Raw genomic sequence first — 18,505 nt, 5'->3', positions numbered from 1 at the left:
CGGGGGTTACCGCCCCTCATCCTTCAGACCCTTAAGGCTGGAACCTTGCGCGAGGCTGCCGGAAAGACGGGGGACCGCCAGCGCTTGAACGCGCCGTTCGCGGCCTGCGACTAACGGCGAGTCGGCTCCCCGGCTCGGTGCGGGCGGCCCACGGTTCGAACGCGAGGGTGCGATCATGAAGCTTGCCTTTGTCCTGCCGCTCGCCCTGGCTGCCTTTGCCGGCATCGCCCATGCCGATGAGGCCGACAAGGTCCGGGAGACCACCAAGGCCGAAGCGGACGCCTTCACGGCCCGGGTCTATGCGGGCACGCCGGGCGACAAGGCTTATGCCTGCTTCGTCCGCCGCTACGATGCCGAACATCTGGCGCGCCATCCCAAGCAGAAGGTCGCGTCGATGAAGCTGTTGATCTCGGCGGAGACCGACAAGGAAGACAAGCAGCTGCATAACTCTTTCCGCATGGGCTTTCGCTATCGCCATCGCAGCGGCGATTTCGACTCCAGCGGCTCGTGCGGCAGCCACGCGGTGCTGCTGAGCCAGGGTGACGAAGTCCGCATGGGCTGCGGCGTCGATTGCGAGGGCGGCGGGATCGAAGTGGCGCTGTCCAAGGACAACAAATCGGCCATCGTGCGGCTCGAGAGCGTCAGGGTCTGGCAGAACAACAAGCCGGACGACGAGGCCGAGCATGCGCTGGTGGCCGGCGCCGACGACAAGATCTTCCGGCTCGACCGTACCGACACCGGCGAATGCGCCTCGCTCGTGACCGACCGCAAGGAGCTCGCCGCGCTGCGCCACAAATGATATGCCTGCGGCGAAGCCGGCTTGGGAGGTCGCCATGAACCGCCGCAACATCCTGTGGACCGCCATCTCGACCTTGGGCGCAGCGCTCGGCGCCTCTGGCGCGAAAGCCGCGACCGACCCGGGCGCCGGCAACAAGCTGAAGGTCGTCTACCACCTCAGCGATGCCGAGAAGGTCAATTTCGTGCTCGGCAACATCCAGAACCACATCGACGGCGTCGGCGGTCCCGAGCACGTCACGATCGCCCTGGTGATCCACGGACCGGCGCTGAAGGCATTTCACGCGGCACAGGCCAACCCCGATCTCAGCAAGCGCGTCAGTGAGTTCTCCAAGGACGGCGTCGAGCTTGCCGCCTGCGGCAACACGATGAAGGCGCAGAACGTCACGCTGAAGGAATTGCTGCCGGGCTTCGTCAGCGCGGAAAAGGGCGGCGTGGTCAGATTGGCCGAGCTGCAGTCGCAGGGGTATCTTTACCTGCGGCCGTGAGAGGGCGCGCTGCCGCCCCAGAGAGGGCCGCGCGAGCCACCATCATTTCCGCTGCCGCTCTTGACACATCCATAACCCGCCGGTTATGAGTTTATCCATAACTTCCCGGTTATGGATCCTCCATGTCACCCGCTCCCGACCTCCTGTTCAGGACGCTCGCCGACCCCACGCGGCGGGCGATCTTCGAGCGGCTGTGCCGCGAGGGCGAGCAGACGGTCGGGGCACTGACGGCGACTTCGGGCGTTTCCCAGCCGGCGGTGTCCAAACATCTCGGCGCGCTGAAGCAGGCGGGCCTGGTGCGCGACCGGCATGAGGGGCGGCAGACCCATTACAGCGCACAGCCCGGCGCGCTCGATCCGCTGGTCGACTGGACCAGCCAGATGTCCTCGTTCTGGCAGAAGCGGCTCGATGCACTCGACGATCTCCTGAAGAGGATGGACCAATGACTGGACCTGCGACCGAAACACGCTCGGTGGTCGTCGAGCGCGAATTTGCCTTCCCGGCAGAGCGGCTCTGGCGCGCGCTGACGCAGCCGCATCTAATCGAGGAATGGCTGATGAAGAACGACTTCAAGCCGACCGTCGGCCATCGCTTCAATCTGCGCGGCGAATGGGGCGGCGTGCTGGACTGCGAGGTGCTCACCATCGAGCCGCAGAAGACGCTCGCCTACACCTGGAATTTTACGCACGAGGACGCCGCGTTCGACCTGAAAAGCGTCGTGACCTTCACGCTGACGCCGACCGGGGCCGGCACGCATCTGCGCGTCGAGCAGGCCGGCTTCAGCCCGACGCAGAAGCAGGCCTTCGGCGGCGCGCATGCCGGCTGGAAGCAGTTCTTCAACAAGCTGGACGAGCTGCTGGCGCGGGCTGGCTAGACACGTCCATTCCAACCCTTTGCAAAGGAGGTCCGTTGAACATGTGGATTCGACAAACCCATCGCTGGCTGTCCATCGCCTTTACCCTCGCGGTGATCGCCAACATCGTCGCCATGACCATGCAGCTCGATGCCGCCTGGATCGGCTTCCTGGCGCTCGTGCCGCTGATCCCACTGCTCGCGACCGGGCTCTATCTGTTCGCGCTGCCCTATCTCGGTCGGCGCGGCGTGCGTGGCGAGGCAAGGTCATGAAGAAGGCGGTCGCGAAGAAGAGCGCCGCGAAAGCGACGGACGGACCATCGCCCTCCAGGATGATCGACGGCCGGATCAAGCAGCTCGGCGACTGGCGCGGCGAGATGCTGGCGCGGGTTCGCGGCCTGATCAAGGATGCCGTTCCTGATGTCGTCGAGGAATGGAAGTGGCGCGGCGTGCCCGTGTGGGAGCGCGACGGCATCATCTGCACCGGCGAGACCTACAACGAGGTGGTGAAGCTGACCTTCGCCAAGGGCGCGGCGCTGGACGACCCCGCAGGCCTGTTCAATTCCAGCCTCGACGGCAATGTGCGGCGCGCGATCGACATTCGCGAGGGCGAGAAGATCAACGAAAAGGCGTTGAAGTCGCTGATCCGCGCGGCGGTGGAGCTGAATGCGAGCAAGAAGAAGCCGGCGAAGAAGGCGTGATGGGCTGACCGTCGGAATTGGGCGAACAGCAAGACTCTCTCCGTTCCCTCCCCCTTGTGGGGGAGGGTCAGGGAGGGGGGCCACACGGGGATTCTCTCCTTCAAGGAGCCGCCTCGGTGCATCGTTAAAAACCGAGACCTTTTGCTGAGCGCCCCTCTCCCTAGCCCTCCCCCACAAGGGGGGAGGGAACGCACCTTCATTGATGCGCTAGTCGGGTCTCAACACCTGCCTCACGCCACCGCGGCGGGAATCGGGCGCGGGCTCACGACATATTCGCGCAAAACCTTGTCGTTGGCGTCGACCTCGATCAGCGAGACGTCGTAGGTCCAGAGATCAGCCAGGTGCTGCAGCACCCGCTTGGCATCGGTCTCGTTGAGCTGCGCGCCCTTGATGACGTGGTGATGCAGGATCAGCCGGCGGTCGCCCGAGAGATCGACGTCGACCACTTCGATATTGGCGTCGATGTAGCCGACATCGTGCTGCCGCGCCAGCTCGCGCCGCACGCGGCGGAAGCCGCGCTCGTCGTGAATGGCATCGACCCGGATGCCGGCCCTCTCCTCGGGGTCGTCGTGCAAATGGAACATGCGCAGGTGCCGCATCAGCTTCGGGCTCAGGAACTGGCCGATGAAGCTCTCGTCGCGATAGTTGGCCCAGACGTCGCGCAGCACACCCATCACGTCGTTCCTGCCGGCGATGTCGGGGAACCACTCGCGGTCCTCGTCCGACGGGTTGGTGACGATGCGCTCGATGTCCTGCATCATTGCGAAGCCGAGCGCATAGGGATTGAATCCGGAGAAGCGCGGATCGTCGAATTCGGGCTGGAACACCACATTGGTGTGCGATCCCAGGAATTCGAGGAAGTTGCCGTCGCTGATACGACCCTGCTGGTGCAGCTTGGTCATGATGCGATAGTGGACGTAGGTGGCCGTCCCCTCGTTCATCACCTTTGTCTGGCTCTGCGGATAGAAATACTGCGCGATGTGGCGGACGATGCGCAAGAGCTCGCGTTGCCATGGCGCCAGCCGTGGTGCGCTCTTCTCCAGGAAGTAGAGCAGGTTCTCCTGCGGCAGGCCGAGCAGCTTGCGGCGCCGCTCGAGGGAGATTGCTGACCGGGTCTTCGACGCCCCCTTGGGCACGGTGCGCCAGAGGTCGTTGAAGACTTCTTCCTCGTGCTGGCGGCGACGGCCGGCACGCTTCTCTTCCTCGCGCAAGTCCAGCTTCTTCTTGCCGGGATAGCGGTCGATGCCGTGCGACATCAGCGCATGCGCGGCGTCCAGCGTGCGCTCGACCTCGGCACGGCCGTAGCGCTCCTCGCACTGCATGACGTAGTTCTTGGCGAAGTCGAGATAATCGAGGATGCCGTCGGCGTCGGTCCACTGCTTGAACAGGTAGTTGTTCTTGAAGAAGTGGTTGTGGCCGAAGGCGGCGTGCGCGATCACCAGCGTCTGCATCGTCGCCGTGTTCTCCTCCATCAGATAGGAGATGCAGGGCGAGGAGTTGATCACGATCTCATAGGCGAGCCCCATCAGGCCCTTGCGATAGGACGCTTCGTGATACGCGAACTGCTTGCCGAACGACCAGTGCTTGTAGAACAGCGGCATGCCGACGGACGAATAGGCGTCCAGCATCTGCTCGGCGGTAATGACCTCGATCTGGTTCGGATAGACGTCGAGCCCGAGATCCTTCAACGCCACCGCCTCGCAGGCATCGGTGATGCGCTGCAAGGTATGAAAATCCCAATCCGCGCCTTCGAACAATCGTTCCGTCATGGAGCGGCTTTCTCCTGGGCAGTTTCGCGGCGCTGGAACAGATCGTGGAACACCGGGAAGATCTCGCTGCGCTCGCTAACCTTGCGCATCGAGAGCGGTGCACCGCTGTTGCGCAGGCGCTCGTAGAGGGTCCAGAGCGAGGAGTCGGAGAGATCGAAGGCGCTGCCGCCGGATTCCCCGACCTCGAGATAGGCGAAGAACTGGCAGACCGGCAGGATCTTGTCGGTCAGCAGCATGCCGGTGAGCTCGCCGTCGGAATAGGAATTGTCGCCGTCGGAGGCTTGCGCAGCGTAGATGTTCCAGTCCGACGGATTGAAACGCTCGCGCACGATCTCGTGCATCGCCTGCAGCGCGCTGGAAACCAGCGTGCCGCCCGAGGCCGGACCGTAGAAGAAGGTCTGCTCGTCCACCTCCTCGGCGCGATCGGTGTGGCGGATGAAGACGATCTCGACATGCTTGTAGCGGCGCTTCAGGAACACGTAGAGCAGCATGTAGAAGCGCTTGGCGAGATCCTTCATGTGCTCGGACATCGAGCCCGAGACGTCCATCAGGCAGAACATCACCGCCTGCGCCACCGGCCGCGGCACCGTCTCGAAGCGGCGATAGCGGATGTCCAGCGGATCGATGAAGGGAATGCGCTTCGTCTTCGCCTTCAGCTTTTCGAGCTGGGCGAGCAGCGCCTCACGCTCGTCCTCGTCGGTGCAGGCGGCGATCGCGGCTTCCAGCTCCTCGATCTCGTCCTTGCGGGGACGCTTGAGCGCGATGCGGCGGGCCAGCGCGAGCCGGACCGTGCGGCTCACCGAGATGTTGGCGGGCGAGCCCGAGGTGGTGTAGCCGGCGCGCTGGATGCCCTCGCTCTCGGTCTGCGCGATCTTGCGCTTGGCCAGATCCGGCAGCTCGAGATCGTCGAGGAAGAGATCGACGAACTCGTCGCGGCTCAGCACGAAGCGGAACGCGTCCTCGCTGTCGCCCTCACCCGGACCGGAATCCTTGGCGCGGCCCTGGCCGGAGCGCTGGAGATAGTCGCCCTCGATGAACTTCTTGTTCCCCGGCAGCACCATGTCCCGCGTTCCGCCTTCACGGCGGAAGCGCGGCTCGTGCATGCCGTCGAGGGGGATCGTGACTTCGCCCCCCTCCAGGACGTCCCTGATGTCGCGTTCCTGCGAGGTCTTCTTGACGGCGCCCTGCACCAGGGACTTGGCCCGACGCAAGAACCGCTGGCGGTTCTCAAGACTCTTGCCGCCTGGATTCAGGCGCCTGTCAATAATGTGAATGGGCACTTTACCATTCGCCTCCCATCCGCCTCAACCGGCCTGCTTCACGCGCATGTACCATTCGACGAGTCGGCGAACCTGACGCTCGGTGTAGCCGCGCTCCACCATGCGTGCGACGAATTCGCCGTGCTTCTTCTCCGTCTCGCCGTCCTTCTTCGAGCCGAAGGAGATGACCGGAAGCAGGTCTTCGACTTGGGAGAATATCCTCTTTTCGATCACGTCGCGAATCTTCTCGTAGGACGTCCAGGTCGGATTCTTGCCGCCGTTCTGGGCCCGGGAGCGTAACGAGAATTTGACGACCTCGTTCCGGAAGTCCTTGGGGTTGGCGATGCCCGCAGGCTTCTCGATTTTCGTCAATTCCTGGTTCAAAAGTTCGCGATCGAGCAGCTGGCCGGTGTCGGGATCCTTGAAGTCCTGGTCCTCGATCCATGCATCCGCATAATCGACATAGCGGTCGAACAGGTTCTGGCCGTAATCCGAGTAGGATTCCAGGTAGGCCTTCTGGATCTCGTTGCCGATGAACTCGGCGTAGCGCGGCGCGAGGTCCGCCTTGATGAATTCGAGGTAACGCTTCTCGATTTCCTCGGGCAGCTGCTCGCGGCGGATCGACTGCTCCAGCGCGTACATCAGGTGCACGGCGTCGGCGGCGACCTCCTGCGGATCGTGGTTGAAGGTCGCAGCCAGGATCTTGAAGGCAAAGCGGGTGGAGACACCGTCCATGCCCTCGTCGACGCCGGCGGCATCGCGATATTCCTGAACGCTGCGCGCCTTCGGATCGGATTCCTTCAGGCTCTCGCCGTCGTAAACCCGCATCTTGGCGAACACGGTGGAGTTCTCGTGCTTGCGCAGGCGCGACATCACCGAGAACCGCGCCAGCGTCTCCAGGGTCGAGGGTGCGCAGGGCGCCGACGCGAGCTCGGAGCCCTGGATCAGCTTCTCGTAGATCTTCTGCTCTTCCGTGATGCGCAGGCAGTAAGGCACCTTGATCACGCAGATACGGTCGATGAAGGCCTCGTTGTTCTTGTTGGACTTGAAGCTCGCCCACTCGGCTTCGTTCGAGTGCGCCAGGATCACGCCGGTGAACGGGATCGCGCCGATGTTCTCGGTGCCGATGTAGTTGCCTTCCTGCGTCGCGGTGAGCAGCGGATGCAGCATCTTGATCGGCGCCTTGAACATCTCGACGAACTCGAGCACGCCCTGGTTGGCGCGGTTGAGGCCGCCGGAATAGCTGTAGGCGTCGGGGTCGTTCTGCGCGTAGGTCTCGAGCTTGCGGATGTCGACCTTGCCGACCAGCGAGGAGATGTCCTGGTTGTTCTCGTCACCGGGCTCGGTCTTGGCGATTCCGATCTGGCGCAGCCGCGACGGCTGGATCTTGGCAACGCGGAATTGCGAGATGTCGCCGCCGAAGGCCTCCAGCCGCTTGTAGCACCACGGGCTCATCAGGCCGGTGAGACGACGGCGCGGAATGCCGTACTTCTCTTCCAGCATCGGGCCGAGCTGGTCGGGATCGAACAGGCTGAGCGGGCTCTCGAACACGGGCGAGAGTTCGTCGCCGGCCTTGAGCACGTAGATCGGATGCACTTCCATCAGCGACTTCAGCCGCTCGGCCAGCGAGGATTTGCCGCCGCCGACCGGTCCGAGCAGATAGAGGATCTGCTTGCGCTCTTCGAGGCCCTGCGCCGCGTGGCGGAAGAAACCGACGATGCGTTCGATGGTTTCTTCCATGCCGTAGAAGCCGGCGAAGGCCGGATAGGTGCGGATCGTGCGGTTCAAAAAAATACGGCCAAGGCGTGGGTCCTTGGCCGTGTCAATCGTCTGGGGTTCACCGATCGCTGCTAGCAGTCGTTCGGCCGCGTTCGCGTATTTCATGGGATCGCTTCGACACGATTCCAGATATTCCGCCATCGACATGTCGTGCTGGCTTCTCGCCTCGAACGACCGAGCGAAAGCGTTGAATAGAGAATCGTTGTACATGATCCCTCTCCGCGTGAGTTCCGCTACAAGCTGAAACGAAAGCAGTTACCGGACCGTTCCTCAGGCCGTTTCGAATCAGCGTGAGCACATGACGATCATTGGACACCCGGGTGCCAACACGACGCAACGCACAACGTAGGCACTCGTTGAGTTACGAACAGGCACATGCCTGTAATTTGTGCGAATCTCTGTCTATATTGGCTCATTTCCAAAAAATGTCACTCGCTCGCAACATCCGGGCGTTACCGGGGATGCGTCCATCCGGCGCTGCAGCATGGCGATCCGCAGACGGCGATCTTATGACGCTTGTACGGCGAAGCCTTGAGCGCCGCGTTCATCTTCCTGCTGCAATGCGGTGCGCGACGTGCCGGCCGCGTGAGCTTCGCGGCACGCACGCAGCATTGTCTCAAAATCGGTCGCCAGCCCCTCCGACCGGATCACGATACGATCGCTCTCCGCGCGGCGGGCCAGATTGCGGATGCTGCGGAGCTGTTGCAGCAAGGCGGGCGTCGGCGTCAGCACGATCGTCATGTGGCCGCGGCGTCGTTCAGCCGAAATCTCCGCAATCGAGTCCCACGGCAGAAATTCATTGCCGATGCGTAGATCGCGGATGCCGTAGGAGGTGACCACCACCACCGCTCCCCGTTCGGCCGGGAGCATCCAGATCAGCCAGATCGTCAAGGAGGCGAACACCACGACGCCGGCCGCCCCGGCCGTCGTGTCGTATTCACCAAGGCCATCCCACCAGTCGAAGGCGAAGGTCGCGCCGATCAGCGTCATGGCAAAGCCCGCCGCGACCAGCAGCCGCAGCGGGGTGGTACATGGGCTGATTTCGAGATCGCGGGATGCGTCGACACCTCCGGCGGGCGCGGCCTGTGGCGTATCGTTGGCGACGGCGAAGGCAAAGCCGTCCGTATGTGCGTGCATGCTTTCCCCCAGCATGGCCATTCGCGGCCGAGCCACGATGCATCAGGCGGATCGGATTCCGCTGATGAGCACTCCGCGTCGCCACGATCTGCAGAACACAGTGGCCGACGCTACGCAACCAGACCCGGCCGAACGCTCGGCCAGCGACTTTTTCCGCAACACCAGCTACTGCCGACCGGATCGCCTTGATCGCGACGGAGTTACACTGGAGGGTATGACGCCTGTACCCTTGATTGGTTCCCTCCCGGGAGCATGTAAGCTAAAGGATAGCGCGTCAGGACAGGCGCGGAAACCCCTCGCCCGCAGGCTTGGAGATAAATAAGCACCATGAATCCCGTCAAAGAACTGGAAAAGCACGGACAAGCCGTCTGGCTGGACTTCCTGGCCCGTGGCTTCATCGCCAAGGGCGACCTGAAGCGGCTGATCGACACCGACGGCGTCAAGGGCGTCACCTCCAACCCCTCGATCTTCGAGAAGGCGATCGGCAGCTCGGACGAGTACGACGCCCCGATCGGCAAGGCGCTGAAGCGCGGCGACCGGACCGTGGCCGACCTGTTCGAAGCCGTCGCGGTCGAGGACATCCAGAACGCCGCCGACGTGCTGCGCCCGGTCTACGACCGCCTCAAGGGCGGCGACGGTTATGTCAGCCTGGAAGTCTCGCCCTATCTCGCGATGGACACCGCCGGCACGGTCGCCGAAGCACGGCGGCTCTGGAAGGACGTTGGCCGCAAGAACCTGATGGTGAAGGTGCCAGCGACGCCGGAGGGCCTGCCCGCGATCGAGACGCTGATCGGCGAGGGCATCAGCATCAACATCACGCTGCTGTTCTCGAAGGCCGTCTACCTCCAGGTCGCCGAGGCCTATATCGCGGGTCTCGAGAGCTACGTCGCAGGCGGCGGCGATCCCTCGCACGTCGCGAGCGTCGCGAGCTTCTTCGTTAGCCGCATCGACAGCGTCGTCGACAAGCAGCTCGACGAGAAGATCGCCCGCGCCAACGATCCCCAAGAGAAGGAGCGGCTCGCCGCGCTCAAGGGCAAGGTCGCGATCGCCAATGCCAAGGTCGCCTATCAGGATTACAAGCGCCTGTTCTCGGGTGCCCGCTGGGAGAAGCTTGCCGCCAAGGGCGCCAAGCCGCAGCGCATGCTGTGGGCCTCGACCGGCACCAAGAACAAGGACTACAGCGACGTCCTCTATGTCGAGGAGCTGATCGGCCCCGACACCATCAACACCGTGCCGCCGGCGACACTGGATGCCTTCCGCGACCACGGCAAGCCGCGCGACAGCCTGGAGGAGAACGTCGACGACGCGAGGCGCGTGCTGGAGGAGCTCGAGCGCTCCGGCATCTCGCTCGATGCGATCACCGAGGAATTGGTCAAGGACGGCGTCAAGCTGTTCGCGGACGCCGCCGACAAGCTCTACGGCGCGGTCGCCCACAAGCGCGCCACCGTGCTGGGACCGGCGATCGACCGCCAGCAGCTATCGTTGGGCGACGGGCTCGGCAAGGCCGTCGTCAAGAGCACCGAGGAATGGCGCGCATCGGCCAAGATCCGCAGGCTGTGGCAGCGCGATAAATCGGTCTGGACCGGCGCCGACGAGGACAAATGGCTCGGCTGGCTCGACAGCGCCGCCAAGGCCGACGTCGCCGATTACGAGGACTATGCCGGCCGCGTGAAGGGCCAGAAATTCTCAGACGCCGTCGTGCTCGGCATGGGCGGATCGAGCCTCGGGCCCGAGGTGCTGGCCGAGACCTTCGGCAAGAAGCCCGGCTTCCCGAAGCTCCACGTGCTCGACTCCACCGACCCGGCCCAGGTCCGGGCGATGGAGGCGAAGATCGACATCGCCAACACCGTGTTCATCGTCTCGAGCAAGTCCGGCGGCACCACCGAGCCGAACGCGATGAAGGACTATTTCCATCAGCAGGTTGCCAAGGCGGTCGGGCCCAAGGTGAAGACCGGCCACCGCTTCATCGCGGTGACCGATCCCGGCTCGTCGCTGGAGAAGGCCGCCAGGAAGCTGAATTACGCCCGCATCTTCCATGGCGAACCCTCGATTGGCGGCCGCTATTCGGTGCTCTCGCCGTTCGGCCTGGTGCCGGCGGCAACCGCCGGCATCGACGTCAAGACCTTCGTCAAGCATGCGCTCTCGATGGCGCGCTCCTGCGGACCGGACGTGCCGCCGAGCGAAAACCCCGGCGTGCAGCTCGGCCTTGCCATGGGCCTCGCGGGGCTTGAAGGCCGCGACAAGGTGACCATCCTCACGTCGAAGAAGATCGCCGATTTCGGCGCCTGGGCCGAGCAGCTGATTGCGGAATCGACCGGCAAGGAAGGCAAGGGCCTGATCCCGATCGAGGGCGAGCCGCTGGGCGACCCTGCCGTCTACGGCAACGACCGCTTCTTCATCGACATCCGCATCGAAGGCGAGGCGGATGCGGCGCATGACTCGGCTCTTGCCGGGATCGAGGCCGCAGGCCACCCCGTCGTGCGCATCGTCATGAAGTCGATCGACCATCTCGGCCAGGAGTTCTTCCGCTTCGAGATGGCAACGGCGGTTGCCGGCTCGATCCTCGGCATCAACCCGTTCGACCAGCCCGACGTGGAAGCAGCCAAGATCAAGACCCGCGAGCTCACGGCATCGTTCGAGAAGACCGGCGCGCTGCCGGCGGAGAAGCCGGTGGTGAGCACGAACGAGGCCGATCTCTACACCGACGAGGCCAACGCCACGGCGCTGCGCGCCGCCGGCGCCAATGGCGATCTCAGATCCTGGCTGAAGGCGCATCTGTCGCGCTCGGGCGAGGGCGACTATGTCGCCCTGCTCGGCTATGTCGCGCGCGACAAGGCCACGATCGACGCGCTGCAGGCGATGCGGCTCGAGGTGCGCGAGAAGCGGCATGTCGCGACCTGCGCCGAATTCGGACCGCGCTTCCTGCACTCCACGGGGCAGGCCTACAAGGGCGGGCCCGACAGCGGCGTGTTCCTCCAGATCACCGCCGACGACGCCAAGGACCTCCAGGTGCCGGGCCAGAAGGCGAGCTTCGGCGTGATCAAGGCGGCGCAGGCCCGCGGCGATTTCGACGTGCTCACCGAGCGCGGCCGGCGCGCATTGCGCGTGCACCTCAAGGGCGGGCTCAAGAAGGGGCTAGCGGCCCTCAATGCGGCGCTCAACGACGCGCTCACTTAAGGAATATTGCCAATGCAACTCGGCATGATCGGCCTCGGCCGGATGGGCGGCAACATCGTTCGCCGCCTGATGCGCCACGGACATTCGACCGTGGTGTACGACAAGGACACCAAGGCCGTCGCCGGCCTTGCCGCCGACGGCGCGGTCGGCTCGGCGACGCTCGAAGAGTTCGTCTCGAAACTCGAGCGGCCGCGCACGGCCTGGGTGATGCTGCCGGCGGGGCACATCACCGAGACCACGATCGAGACGATTGCAAAGGTCATGCAGGAAGGCGACGTCATCATCGACGGCGGCAACACCTTCTGGCAGGACGACGTCCGTCGCGGCAAGGCGCTGAAGGCGCGCGGCATCCATTATGTCGATGTCGGCACATCCGGCGGCGTCTGGGGTCTCGACCGCGGCTATTGCATGATGATCGGCGGCGAGAAGCAGGTGGTCGACCGGCTCGATCCGATCTTCGCCGCGCTCGCGCCCGGCGCCGGCGACATTCCGCGCACCGAGGGACGCGAGGGCCGCGATCCCCGCATCGAGCAAGGCTACATCCATGCCGGCCCCGTCGGCGCCGGCCACTTCGTCAAGATGATCCACAACGGCATCGAATACGGCCTGATGCAGGCCTATGCCGAAGGGTTTGATATTCTCAAGAACGCCAATATCGACGCGTTGCCGGCCGATCATCGCTACGACTTCGATCTCGCCGATATCGCTGAGGTCTGGCGGCGCGGCAGCGTGATCCCGTCCTGGCTGCTCGACCTCACCTCGACCGCGCTCGCCGACAGCCCGCAGCTCGCCGAATATTCCGGCTTCGTCGAGGATTCCGGCGAGGGACGCTGGACCGTGAATGCGGCGATCGACGAGGCCGTGCCGGCCGAAGTCCTGACTGCGGCGCTCTACACACGTTTCCGCTCCCGTCGGGAACACACCTTCGCCGAAAAAATTCTCTCCGCGATGCGCGCAGGGTTCGGCGGCCACAAGGAGCCGAAGCAGCCGGGCACAGTGAAGCCAAAGTAACGGTAACAGAGCGAAGGCCGATAGTTCGTGACAAAAGACCCGCAGCCCAAGCGCAAGCCGCAAAATTGCGCCTTCGTCATCTTTGGCGTGACCGGCGACCTCACCCATCGACTGGTGATGCCGTCGCTTTACAATCTCGCCGCCGAGAACCTGTTGCCGGAAAAATTCTGCGTCGTCGGGGTGGCGCGCAGAGGTCAAACCGATGACGAGCTGCGCGACAGCCTGATGAAGGGCCTGCGTCAGTTTGCAACCCGCCCGGTCGACGATGATGTCGCAAGGCAGCTTTTGCAATGCGTCACCTTCGTCGAGGCTGACCCGAAGGACCCGCCGTCGTTCGACCGCTTGCGCGAGCATCTGGATTCGCTGGAATGCTCGCAAGGCACCGGCGGCAACCGGCTGTTCTACCTCGCGACCCCGCCGGCCGCCTTCGCGCCGACCGCGCGCGAGCTCGGCCGCACCGGGCTGATGAAGGAGAACGGCGCCTGGCGACGGCTCGTGATCGAAAAACCGTTCGGCACGGACCTCGCCTCGGCGCGCGCGCTCAACGCCGAGCTGCTGAAGATCATGGAGGAGCATCAGATCTACCGGATCGATCACTATCTCGGCAAGGAGACGGTGCAGAACATCCTGGTGCTGCGTTTTGCCAACGGCATGTTCGAGCCGATCTGGAATCGCAACCATATCGACCACGTGCAGATCACGGTGGAGGAAAAGCTCGGCGTCGGCCATCGCGGCGGCTTCTACGACGCCACCGGCGCGCTGCGCGACATGGTGCCGAACCATTTGTTCCAGCTGATGTCGCTGGTCGCGATGGAGCCACCGTCGCGGTTCGATGCGCATTCGGTACGCTCGGAGAAGGCCGAGGTGCTCTCGGCGATTCAGCAGCCGACCGAGGCGGAAGCGCTGAGGCGTTCGGTGCGCGGGCAATATCTGGCCGGCCGGATCGGCGACGACGAGATACCGGACTATCGCAAGACCGAGGACGTCAAGCCCGGCAGCACCACCGAGACCTATGTCGCGCTCAAGCTCCTGATCGACAATTGGCGCTGGGCCGGCGTGCCGTTCTATCTGCGTACCGGCAAGGCGCTCGGCCACAAGCGCACCGAGGTCGCGATCAAGTTCAAGCAAGCGCCGCTGTCGATGTTCTCGGGTACGGATGTCGACCGGCTCTCGCAGAATTTCCTCACCATCGGCATCGCGCCGACGGAGACGATCGAGCTGCAATTCAACGCCAAAATACCGGGACCAAGCATTACCATCGACGGCGTCGAGATGAAGTTTCGTTATGGCGACTATTTCCAGGCCGATCCCTCGACCGGCTACGAGACGCTGATCTACGACTGCATGATCGGCGACAACATCCTGTTCCAGCGCGCCGACGGTGTCGAGGCCGGGTGGCAGGCGGTGCAGCCGTTCCTGGACGCCTGGAGAAGCGCGGGCACCAACGGCATCGAAACCTACGAAGCCGGCAGCGAGGGCCCGACATGCGCCGACGAGCTGCTGCGGCGGGACGGGCGAAGCTGGCGGAAGTTTTCCTGATGGCGCAGGCCGGCCAGCCGAGACTGATCGTCGAGGCCGACGCCGAGGCCCTCGCCCGCGCCGCGGCCGAGCGGGTGATGGCCCGGATTGCAGCCAATCCCGGCCGCATCGCGATCTGCCTGACCGGCGGCTCCAGCCCGAAGAAGCTGTATCAGCTGCTCGGCAGCGAGCCCTGGCGCGGCCAGATCCCGTGGCAGCGCGTGCATTGGTTCATCGGTGACGAGCGCCTTGTCCCGGAGAGCGATCCCCTCAACAACATGGCGATCGCCCGCGCGACGTTTCTCGATTCCAACGCGCCGGCAGGCCATGTCCATCCGATCCCGACCACGCTCGAAAGCCCCGATCAGAGCGCCGCGGCCTATGCGCACGAATTGCAGTCGTTCTACGGCGCTGAAGTCCTCGATCCGGCGCGCCCGCTGTTCGACCTCGTCCTGATGGGCGCCGGGCCGGACGGCCACACCGCCTCGCTGTTTCCTGGCTTCCCCGAAATCGAGGAGACCGAGCGCTGGGTCGTCGGAGTCCCCAAGGCCAATGTCGCGCCTTTCGTGCCGCGGGTGTCGCTGACCCTGCCCGTCCTGGCCTCGTGCTACGAAATGCTGTTCGAGATTGCAGGGCACGACAAGCAGGCGATCTTGACGCGCCTCCTCAATGGCGAGACTCTGCCGGCGTTACGCGCGCGCTCGCATGGTGAGACCACCTGGCTGGTCGATCAGGCCGCGCTTCCGGAGGAATTTCGTGGGCCGCGTTGAAGCACCTTGTGCGTTGATCGTGATGGGCGTCTCGGGTTCGGGCAAGAGCACGGTCGCGGCGGCGCTCGGCCAGCGGCTCGGCTGGCGCTTCGAGGACGGCGACAGCTTCCATCCCGCCAGCAATGTCGAGAAGATGCGGGCCGGCCATCCCCTCACCGACGAGGACCGCTGGCCCTGGCTCAACGCCATCGCCGACGAGATCGCACGGGTTTGCGAACGCGGCGAGCACGTCATCATCGCCTGCTCGGCCCTGAAGCACACTTATCGCGACGTGCTGCTGCGCGGGCGCGACGATGTCCGATTCGTCTTCCTGAAGGGCACCAGGGAGCTGATCGCCGAGCGGCTCGCGCACCGCAAGGGTCATTTCATGCCGCCCGGGCTGCTGACCAGCCAGCTCGAGACGCTGGAGCCGCCGGAGACCGGCGAGCACGTCATCACCGTCTCGATCGACGAAACCGTCGAAGCGATCGTCGACGGGGTGGTGCGGCAATTGAAGCTGGGTGCGGCGAAACGCTGAGACAACGAACCCAAGGTCCTGCCATGACGCAAATCTCACTCGTGGTGTCCGACGTCGACGGCACGCTGCTGACCAAGGACAAGACGCTGACGGACCGCGCAAGATCCGCAGTGCAGCGCCTGCACAAGGCCGGCATCGGCTTCACCATCACCTCCAGCCGCCCCGCCATCGGCATGCGCTTCCTGATCGAGCCGCTGGCGCTGTGGCTGCCGGTCGGACCGTTCAACGGCTCCTCGATCGTCGATCCCGAGATGCAGCCGGTCGAGCAGCATCTGATCCCGGCAAGCGCGGCCGAACGGTCGCTGCAGATCCTGCGCGAGTTCGGCGCCGACATCTGGCTGTTCACCTATGACAAATGGCTGATCGACAACCCTGATGGCAAGTACGTCGCCCATGAGCAGCACACGATCCGTTCCGACCCCACCATCGTGAGTGACTTCTCGCCCTACCTCGCAAGCGCCTGCAAGATCGTCGGTGCCAGCGCCGATGCCGCAGGCCTGGAGGCTTGCGAGAAGGTGATGCAGGAGGCGCTCGGCAGCGAGGCGACCGCCGTGCGCTCGCAGACCTATTATCTCGACATCACCCCGCCGGGCTTCAACAAAGGCACCTTCGTGCAGGCCATGGCCAAGCGCATCGGCATCTCGACCGACGCGGTCGCCACCATCGGCGACATGCAGAACGACCTCGCGATGTTCGCCGTCAGCGGCACCTCGATCGCCATGGGCAACGCCACCGACAGCGTCAAGGACCAGGCCACCCACGTCACCGCGAGCAACGAGCAGGACGGTTTTGCCGAGGCGATGGAGATGATCCTGAAGCGGAATGGGGCAGGCTAGACGAGCTGCCGGTTCGCTTCACCTCTCCCGCTTGCGGGAGAGGGAGCACACCTCTTTCGCGGAGGCGATCGGCCTTACGTACGCCTTCCCTACTTCGACCGCTGCTGTGCAGGCTTCTCGCTATCGTGCCTTGCCGCCGACAGATTATGCGCGGTGTTGATCAGCGCGATGTGGGTCAGCGCCTGCGGGAAATTTCCGGTCTGGCGCCTGGCGGCTGAATCGTATTCCTCGGCCAATAGACCGACGTCGTTGGCGATGCCGACCACGCGGTCGAGCAGAACCTGCGCCTTGTCGAGGTCGCCGGCCAGCACATGGGCATCGGCGAGCCACAGGCTGCAGGCCAGAAACGCGCCTTCGAGCGGCGGCTGCCCCGCTGGCAGCTCGCGCGGATCGTGCCGCAGCACGAAACCATCACGAACCAGACGGGTCTCGACAGCAGCGATGGTGCCGCGGATGCGCGGGTCCGAGGGCGGCAGGAAGCCGACGGCCGGCAGCAGCAGCACGGATGCGTCGAGCAGTTTCGCGCCGTAGGACTCGACGAAGGCATTCTCCTCCGCGTCGAATCCCCTGTTGCAGACGTCGCGATGAATGGCCTCGCGCAAGGTACGCCAGTGCAACAGCGGCGCCTTGAAGCCGAAGGTCTCGGCGCTCTTGATGCCGCGATCGAACGCGACCCAGGTCATCACCTTGGAGAAGACGTAGTGCTTCGGCTGCCCGCGCCGCTCCCAGATGCCGTGGTCGGGCTGGTCCCAGACCTCGGCCAGGTGATTGAGCACGGCACATTCCAGCGCCCAGGTCTCCTCGTCGAGCTTGAGCCTGGCCATGCGCGATTGGTGGAAGGCATCGATCAGCTCGCCGTAGACGTCGAGCTGGAGCTGCGCATGCGCGGCATTGCCGACGCGCACGGGCCGCGCACCCTCATAGCCGTCGAGCCAGCCCGCCTCCCATTCGAGCAGCCGCCGCTGGCCCCAGATCCCGTACATGATCTGCATGTTCGAAGGCGACCCCGCCGCCGCGCGCAACAGCCAATTGTGCCAGGCCAGGGCCTCCTCGGTGTAGCCCGAGTTCATCAGCGCCAGCAGCGTGAAGGTCGCATCGCGCAGCCAGCAGAAGCGGTAATCCCAATTCCGGCTGCCGCCGAGCTTCTCGGGCAGCGAGGTGGTCGGCGCCGCGACGATACCTCCGGTGGGAGCAAAGGTCAGCGCCTTCAGCGTGATCAGCGAGCGCACGATCAGATCGTGATAATCGCCGTCGCGGGTACAATGGCCGCACCAGTCCTGCCAGAATTTTTCGGTCTCCTGAAGCGCCGCTTCCGGGTCGATCGGTGCAGGCGGCTCGAGATGCGAGGGCCCGTAGGTCAGGACGAACGGCACGGTCTCGCCTTGCTTCACCTCGAAATCGGAGACCGTGGTCAGATCCTCGCCGCGAGTCTCGACCGGCGTGCGCAGCACCGTCATGTCCTGACCGGCGATGGCCATCAAGGAATGATCGATCCGCCGCACCCAGGGAATGTCCACGCCGAAACCGAAGCGGATCACGAGCTCCATCCGCATCTTCACCGTGCCCTCGAGGCCGCGCACCAGCCGCACGATGTCGGACGCCTTGCCGCGCGGCGGCATGAAGTCGATCAGCGCGACGGCGCCGTCTTTCGTCTCAAACCGTGTCTCGAGGATGAGGGTGTTGCCGAGATAGCGGCGCGACGTCTTGGTGACGGCCTCGCTCGGTGCGATCAGCCAGCGGCCGTTCTTGTGGGTGCCGAGGATGGCGGCGAAGCAGGCGTCGGAATCGAAAGCCGGCCAGCACAGCCAGTCGATCGAGCCGTTGCGCCCGACCAGCGCCGCGGTCTCACAGTCGCCGATCAGCGCATAGTCCTCGATCTTCTGTGACAATGTCGTG

Annotated in this window: 17 protein-coding genes; 12 read left to right on the top strand and 5 right to left on the bottom strand. The window is 64.5% G+C overall.

Features of this window, described 5'->3' with window-relative positions; translation table 11 throughout:
• Window positions 1-175: 175 nt before the first annotated feature.
• The 6 genes from CO669_RS13800 to CO669_RS13775 all read left to right on the top strand — a co-directional run bounded on the left by CO669_RS13800 (window position 176) and on the right by CO669_RS13775 (window position 2,836).
• The gene (locus CO669_RS13800) at window positions 176-799 is read left to right on the top strand and encodes a hypothetical protein (RefSeq protein ID WP_097660343.1); all 624 of its coding nucleotides are present in this window, start codon (window positions 176-178) and stop codon (window positions 797-799) included.
• Between the two features lie 34 nt (window positions 800-833).
• The gene (locus tag CO669_RS13795) at window positions 834-1,283 is read left to right on the top strand and encodes a DsrE family protein (protein ID WP_097660429.1); all 450 of its coding nucleotides are present in this window, start codon (window positions 834-836) and stop codon (window positions 1,281-1,283) included.
• 122 nt (window positions 1,284-1,405) lie between these two features.
• Entirely contained in the window at window positions 1,406-1,729 is a 324-nt protein-coding gene (locus CO669_RS13790; protein WP_097660342.1) for an ArsR/SmtB family transcription factor, read from the top strand.
• Window positions 1,726-2,157, top strand: a complete 432-nt coding sequence (locus CO669_RS13785) for an SRPBCC family protein (RefSeq protein WP_097660341.1) — start codon at window positions 1,726-1,728, stop codon at window positions 2,155-2,157. Before CO669_RS13790 ends, CO669_RS13785 begins: the two co-directional genes overlap by 4 nt.
• A 41-nt stretch (window positions 2,158-2,198) precedes the next feature.
• Window positions 2,199-2,408, top strand: coding sequence for a hypothetical protein (locus CO669_RS13780; protein WP_097660340.1), 210 nt, complete (start codon window positions 2,199-2,201; stop codon window positions 2,406-2,408).
• On the top strand, window positions 2,405-2,836 hold the full coding sequence (locus tag CO669_RS13775; RefSeq protein ID WP_097660339.1) for a DUF1801 domain-containing protein: 432 nt from the start codon (window positions 2,405-2,407) through the stop codon (window positions 2,834-2,836). Before CO669_RS13780 ends, CO669_RS13775 begins: the two co-directional genes overlap by 4 nt.
• Window positions 2,837-3,066: 230 nt before the next feature.
• Here CO669_RS13775 and CO669_RS13770 read toward each other — a convergent pair whose 3' ends face one another.
• The 4 genes from CO669_RS13770 to CO669_RS13755 form a co-directional block, all read right to left on the bottom strand.
• Window positions 3,067-4,605 carry a SpoVR family protein gene (locus tag CO669_RS13770; protein WP_097660338.1) on the bottom strand — a complete coding sequence of 513 codons (1,539 nt, stop codon included), beginning with the start codon at window positions 4,603-4,605 and terminating at the stop codon, window positions 3,067-3,069.
• On the bottom strand, window positions 4,602-5,879 hold the full coding sequence (locus CO669_RS13765; protein WP_198964011.1) for a YeaH/YhbH family protein: 1,278 nt from the start codon (window positions 5,877-5,879) through the stop codon (window positions 4,602-4,604). Before CO669_RS13765 ends, CO669_RS13770 begins: the two co-directional genes overlap by 4 nt.
• 30 nt (window positions 5,880-5,909) lie before the next feature.
• A complete protein-coding gene (locus tag CO669_RS13760; protein ID WP_097660336.1) occupies window positions 5,910-7,853 on the bottom strand; it encodes a PrkA family serine protein kinase in 1,944 nt (647 codons plus the stop codon).
• Between the two features lie 297 nt (window positions 7,854-8,150).
• Window positions 8,151-8,801 (bottom strand): STM3941 family protein, encoded by a 651-nt coding sequence (locus CO669_RS13755; RefSeq protein WP_097660335.1) that lies wholly within the window; start codon window positions 8,799-8,801, stop codon window positions 8,151-8,153.
• A 306-nt stretch (window positions 8,802-9,107) separates the two neighbouring features.
• On the opposite strand from CO669_RS13755, the gene CO669_RS13750 reads away from it, so the two are divergent.
• Genes CO669_RS13750 through CO669_RS13725 form a run of 6 tightly spaced genes read left to right on the top strand, consistent with a single transcriptional unit; the run spans window position 9,108 to window position 16,609 of the window.
• Complete coding sequence (locus CO669_RS13750) at window positions 9,108-11,957, top strand: bifunctional transaldolase/phosoglucose isomerase (RefSeq protein WP_097660334.1); 2,850 nt, start codon at window positions 9,108-9,110, stop codon at window positions 11,955-11,957.
• Window positions 11,958-11,969: 12 nt separating this feature from the next.
• Entirely contained in the window at window positions 11,970-12,968 is a 999-nt protein-coding gene (gnd, locus tag CO669_RS13745; RefSeq protein WP_097660333.1) for a phosphogluconate dehydrogenase (NAD(+)-dependent, decarboxylating), read from the top strand.
• A 27-nt stretch (window positions 12,969-12,995) separates the two neighbouring features.
• Window positions 12,996-14,507: a glucose-6-phosphate dehydrogenase gene (gene zwf, locus CO669_RS13740; RefSeq protein WP_097660332.1), complete on the top strand. Its 1,512-nt coding sequence runs from the start codon at window positions 12,996-12,998 to the stop codon at window positions 14,505-14,507.
• Window positions 14,507-15,256 (top strand): 6-phosphogluconolactonase, encoded by a 750-nt coding sequence (gene pgl / locus CO669_RS13735; protein WP_198964010.1) that lies wholly within the window; start codon window positions 14,507-14,509, stop codon window positions 15,254-15,256. Before zwf ends, pgl begins: the two co-directional genes overlap by 1 nt.
• Entirely contained in the window at window positions 15,243-15,773 is a 531-nt protein-coding gene (locus tag CO669_RS13730; RefSeq protein WP_097660331.1) for a gluconokinase, read from the top strand. Before pgl ends, CO669_RS13730 begins: the two co-directional genes overlap by 14 nt.
• Window positions 15,774-15,796: 23 nt before the next feature.
• Window positions 15,797-16,609, top strand: a complete 813-nt coding sequence (locus tag CO669_RS13725) for an HAD family hydrolase (RefSeq protein ID WP_097660330.1) — start codon at window positions 15,797-15,799, stop codon at window positions 16,607-16,609.
• Window positions 16,610-16,698: 89 nt separating this feature from the next.
• On the opposite strand, the gene CO669_RS13720 is transcribed toward CO669_RS13725, so the two are convergent.
• Window positions 16,699-18,498: a glycoside hydrolase family 15 protein gene (locus tag CO669_RS13720; RefSeq protein WP_097660329.1), complete on the bottom strand. Its 1,800-nt coding sequence runs from the start codon at window positions 18,496-18,498 to the stop codon at window positions 16,699-16,701.
• Window positions 18,499-18,505 lie beyond the last annotated feature (7 nt).

Origin of the sequence: Bradyrhizobium sp. Y36 (assembly GCF_002531575.1) — a bacterium.
Classification (GTDB): Bacteria; Pseudomonadota; Alphaproteobacteria; order Rhizobiales; family Xanthobacteraceae; genus Bradyrhizobium.
Note: the sequence above shows the minus strand (reverse complement) of the source record. Positions and strands in the feature narration are given on the sequence as shown.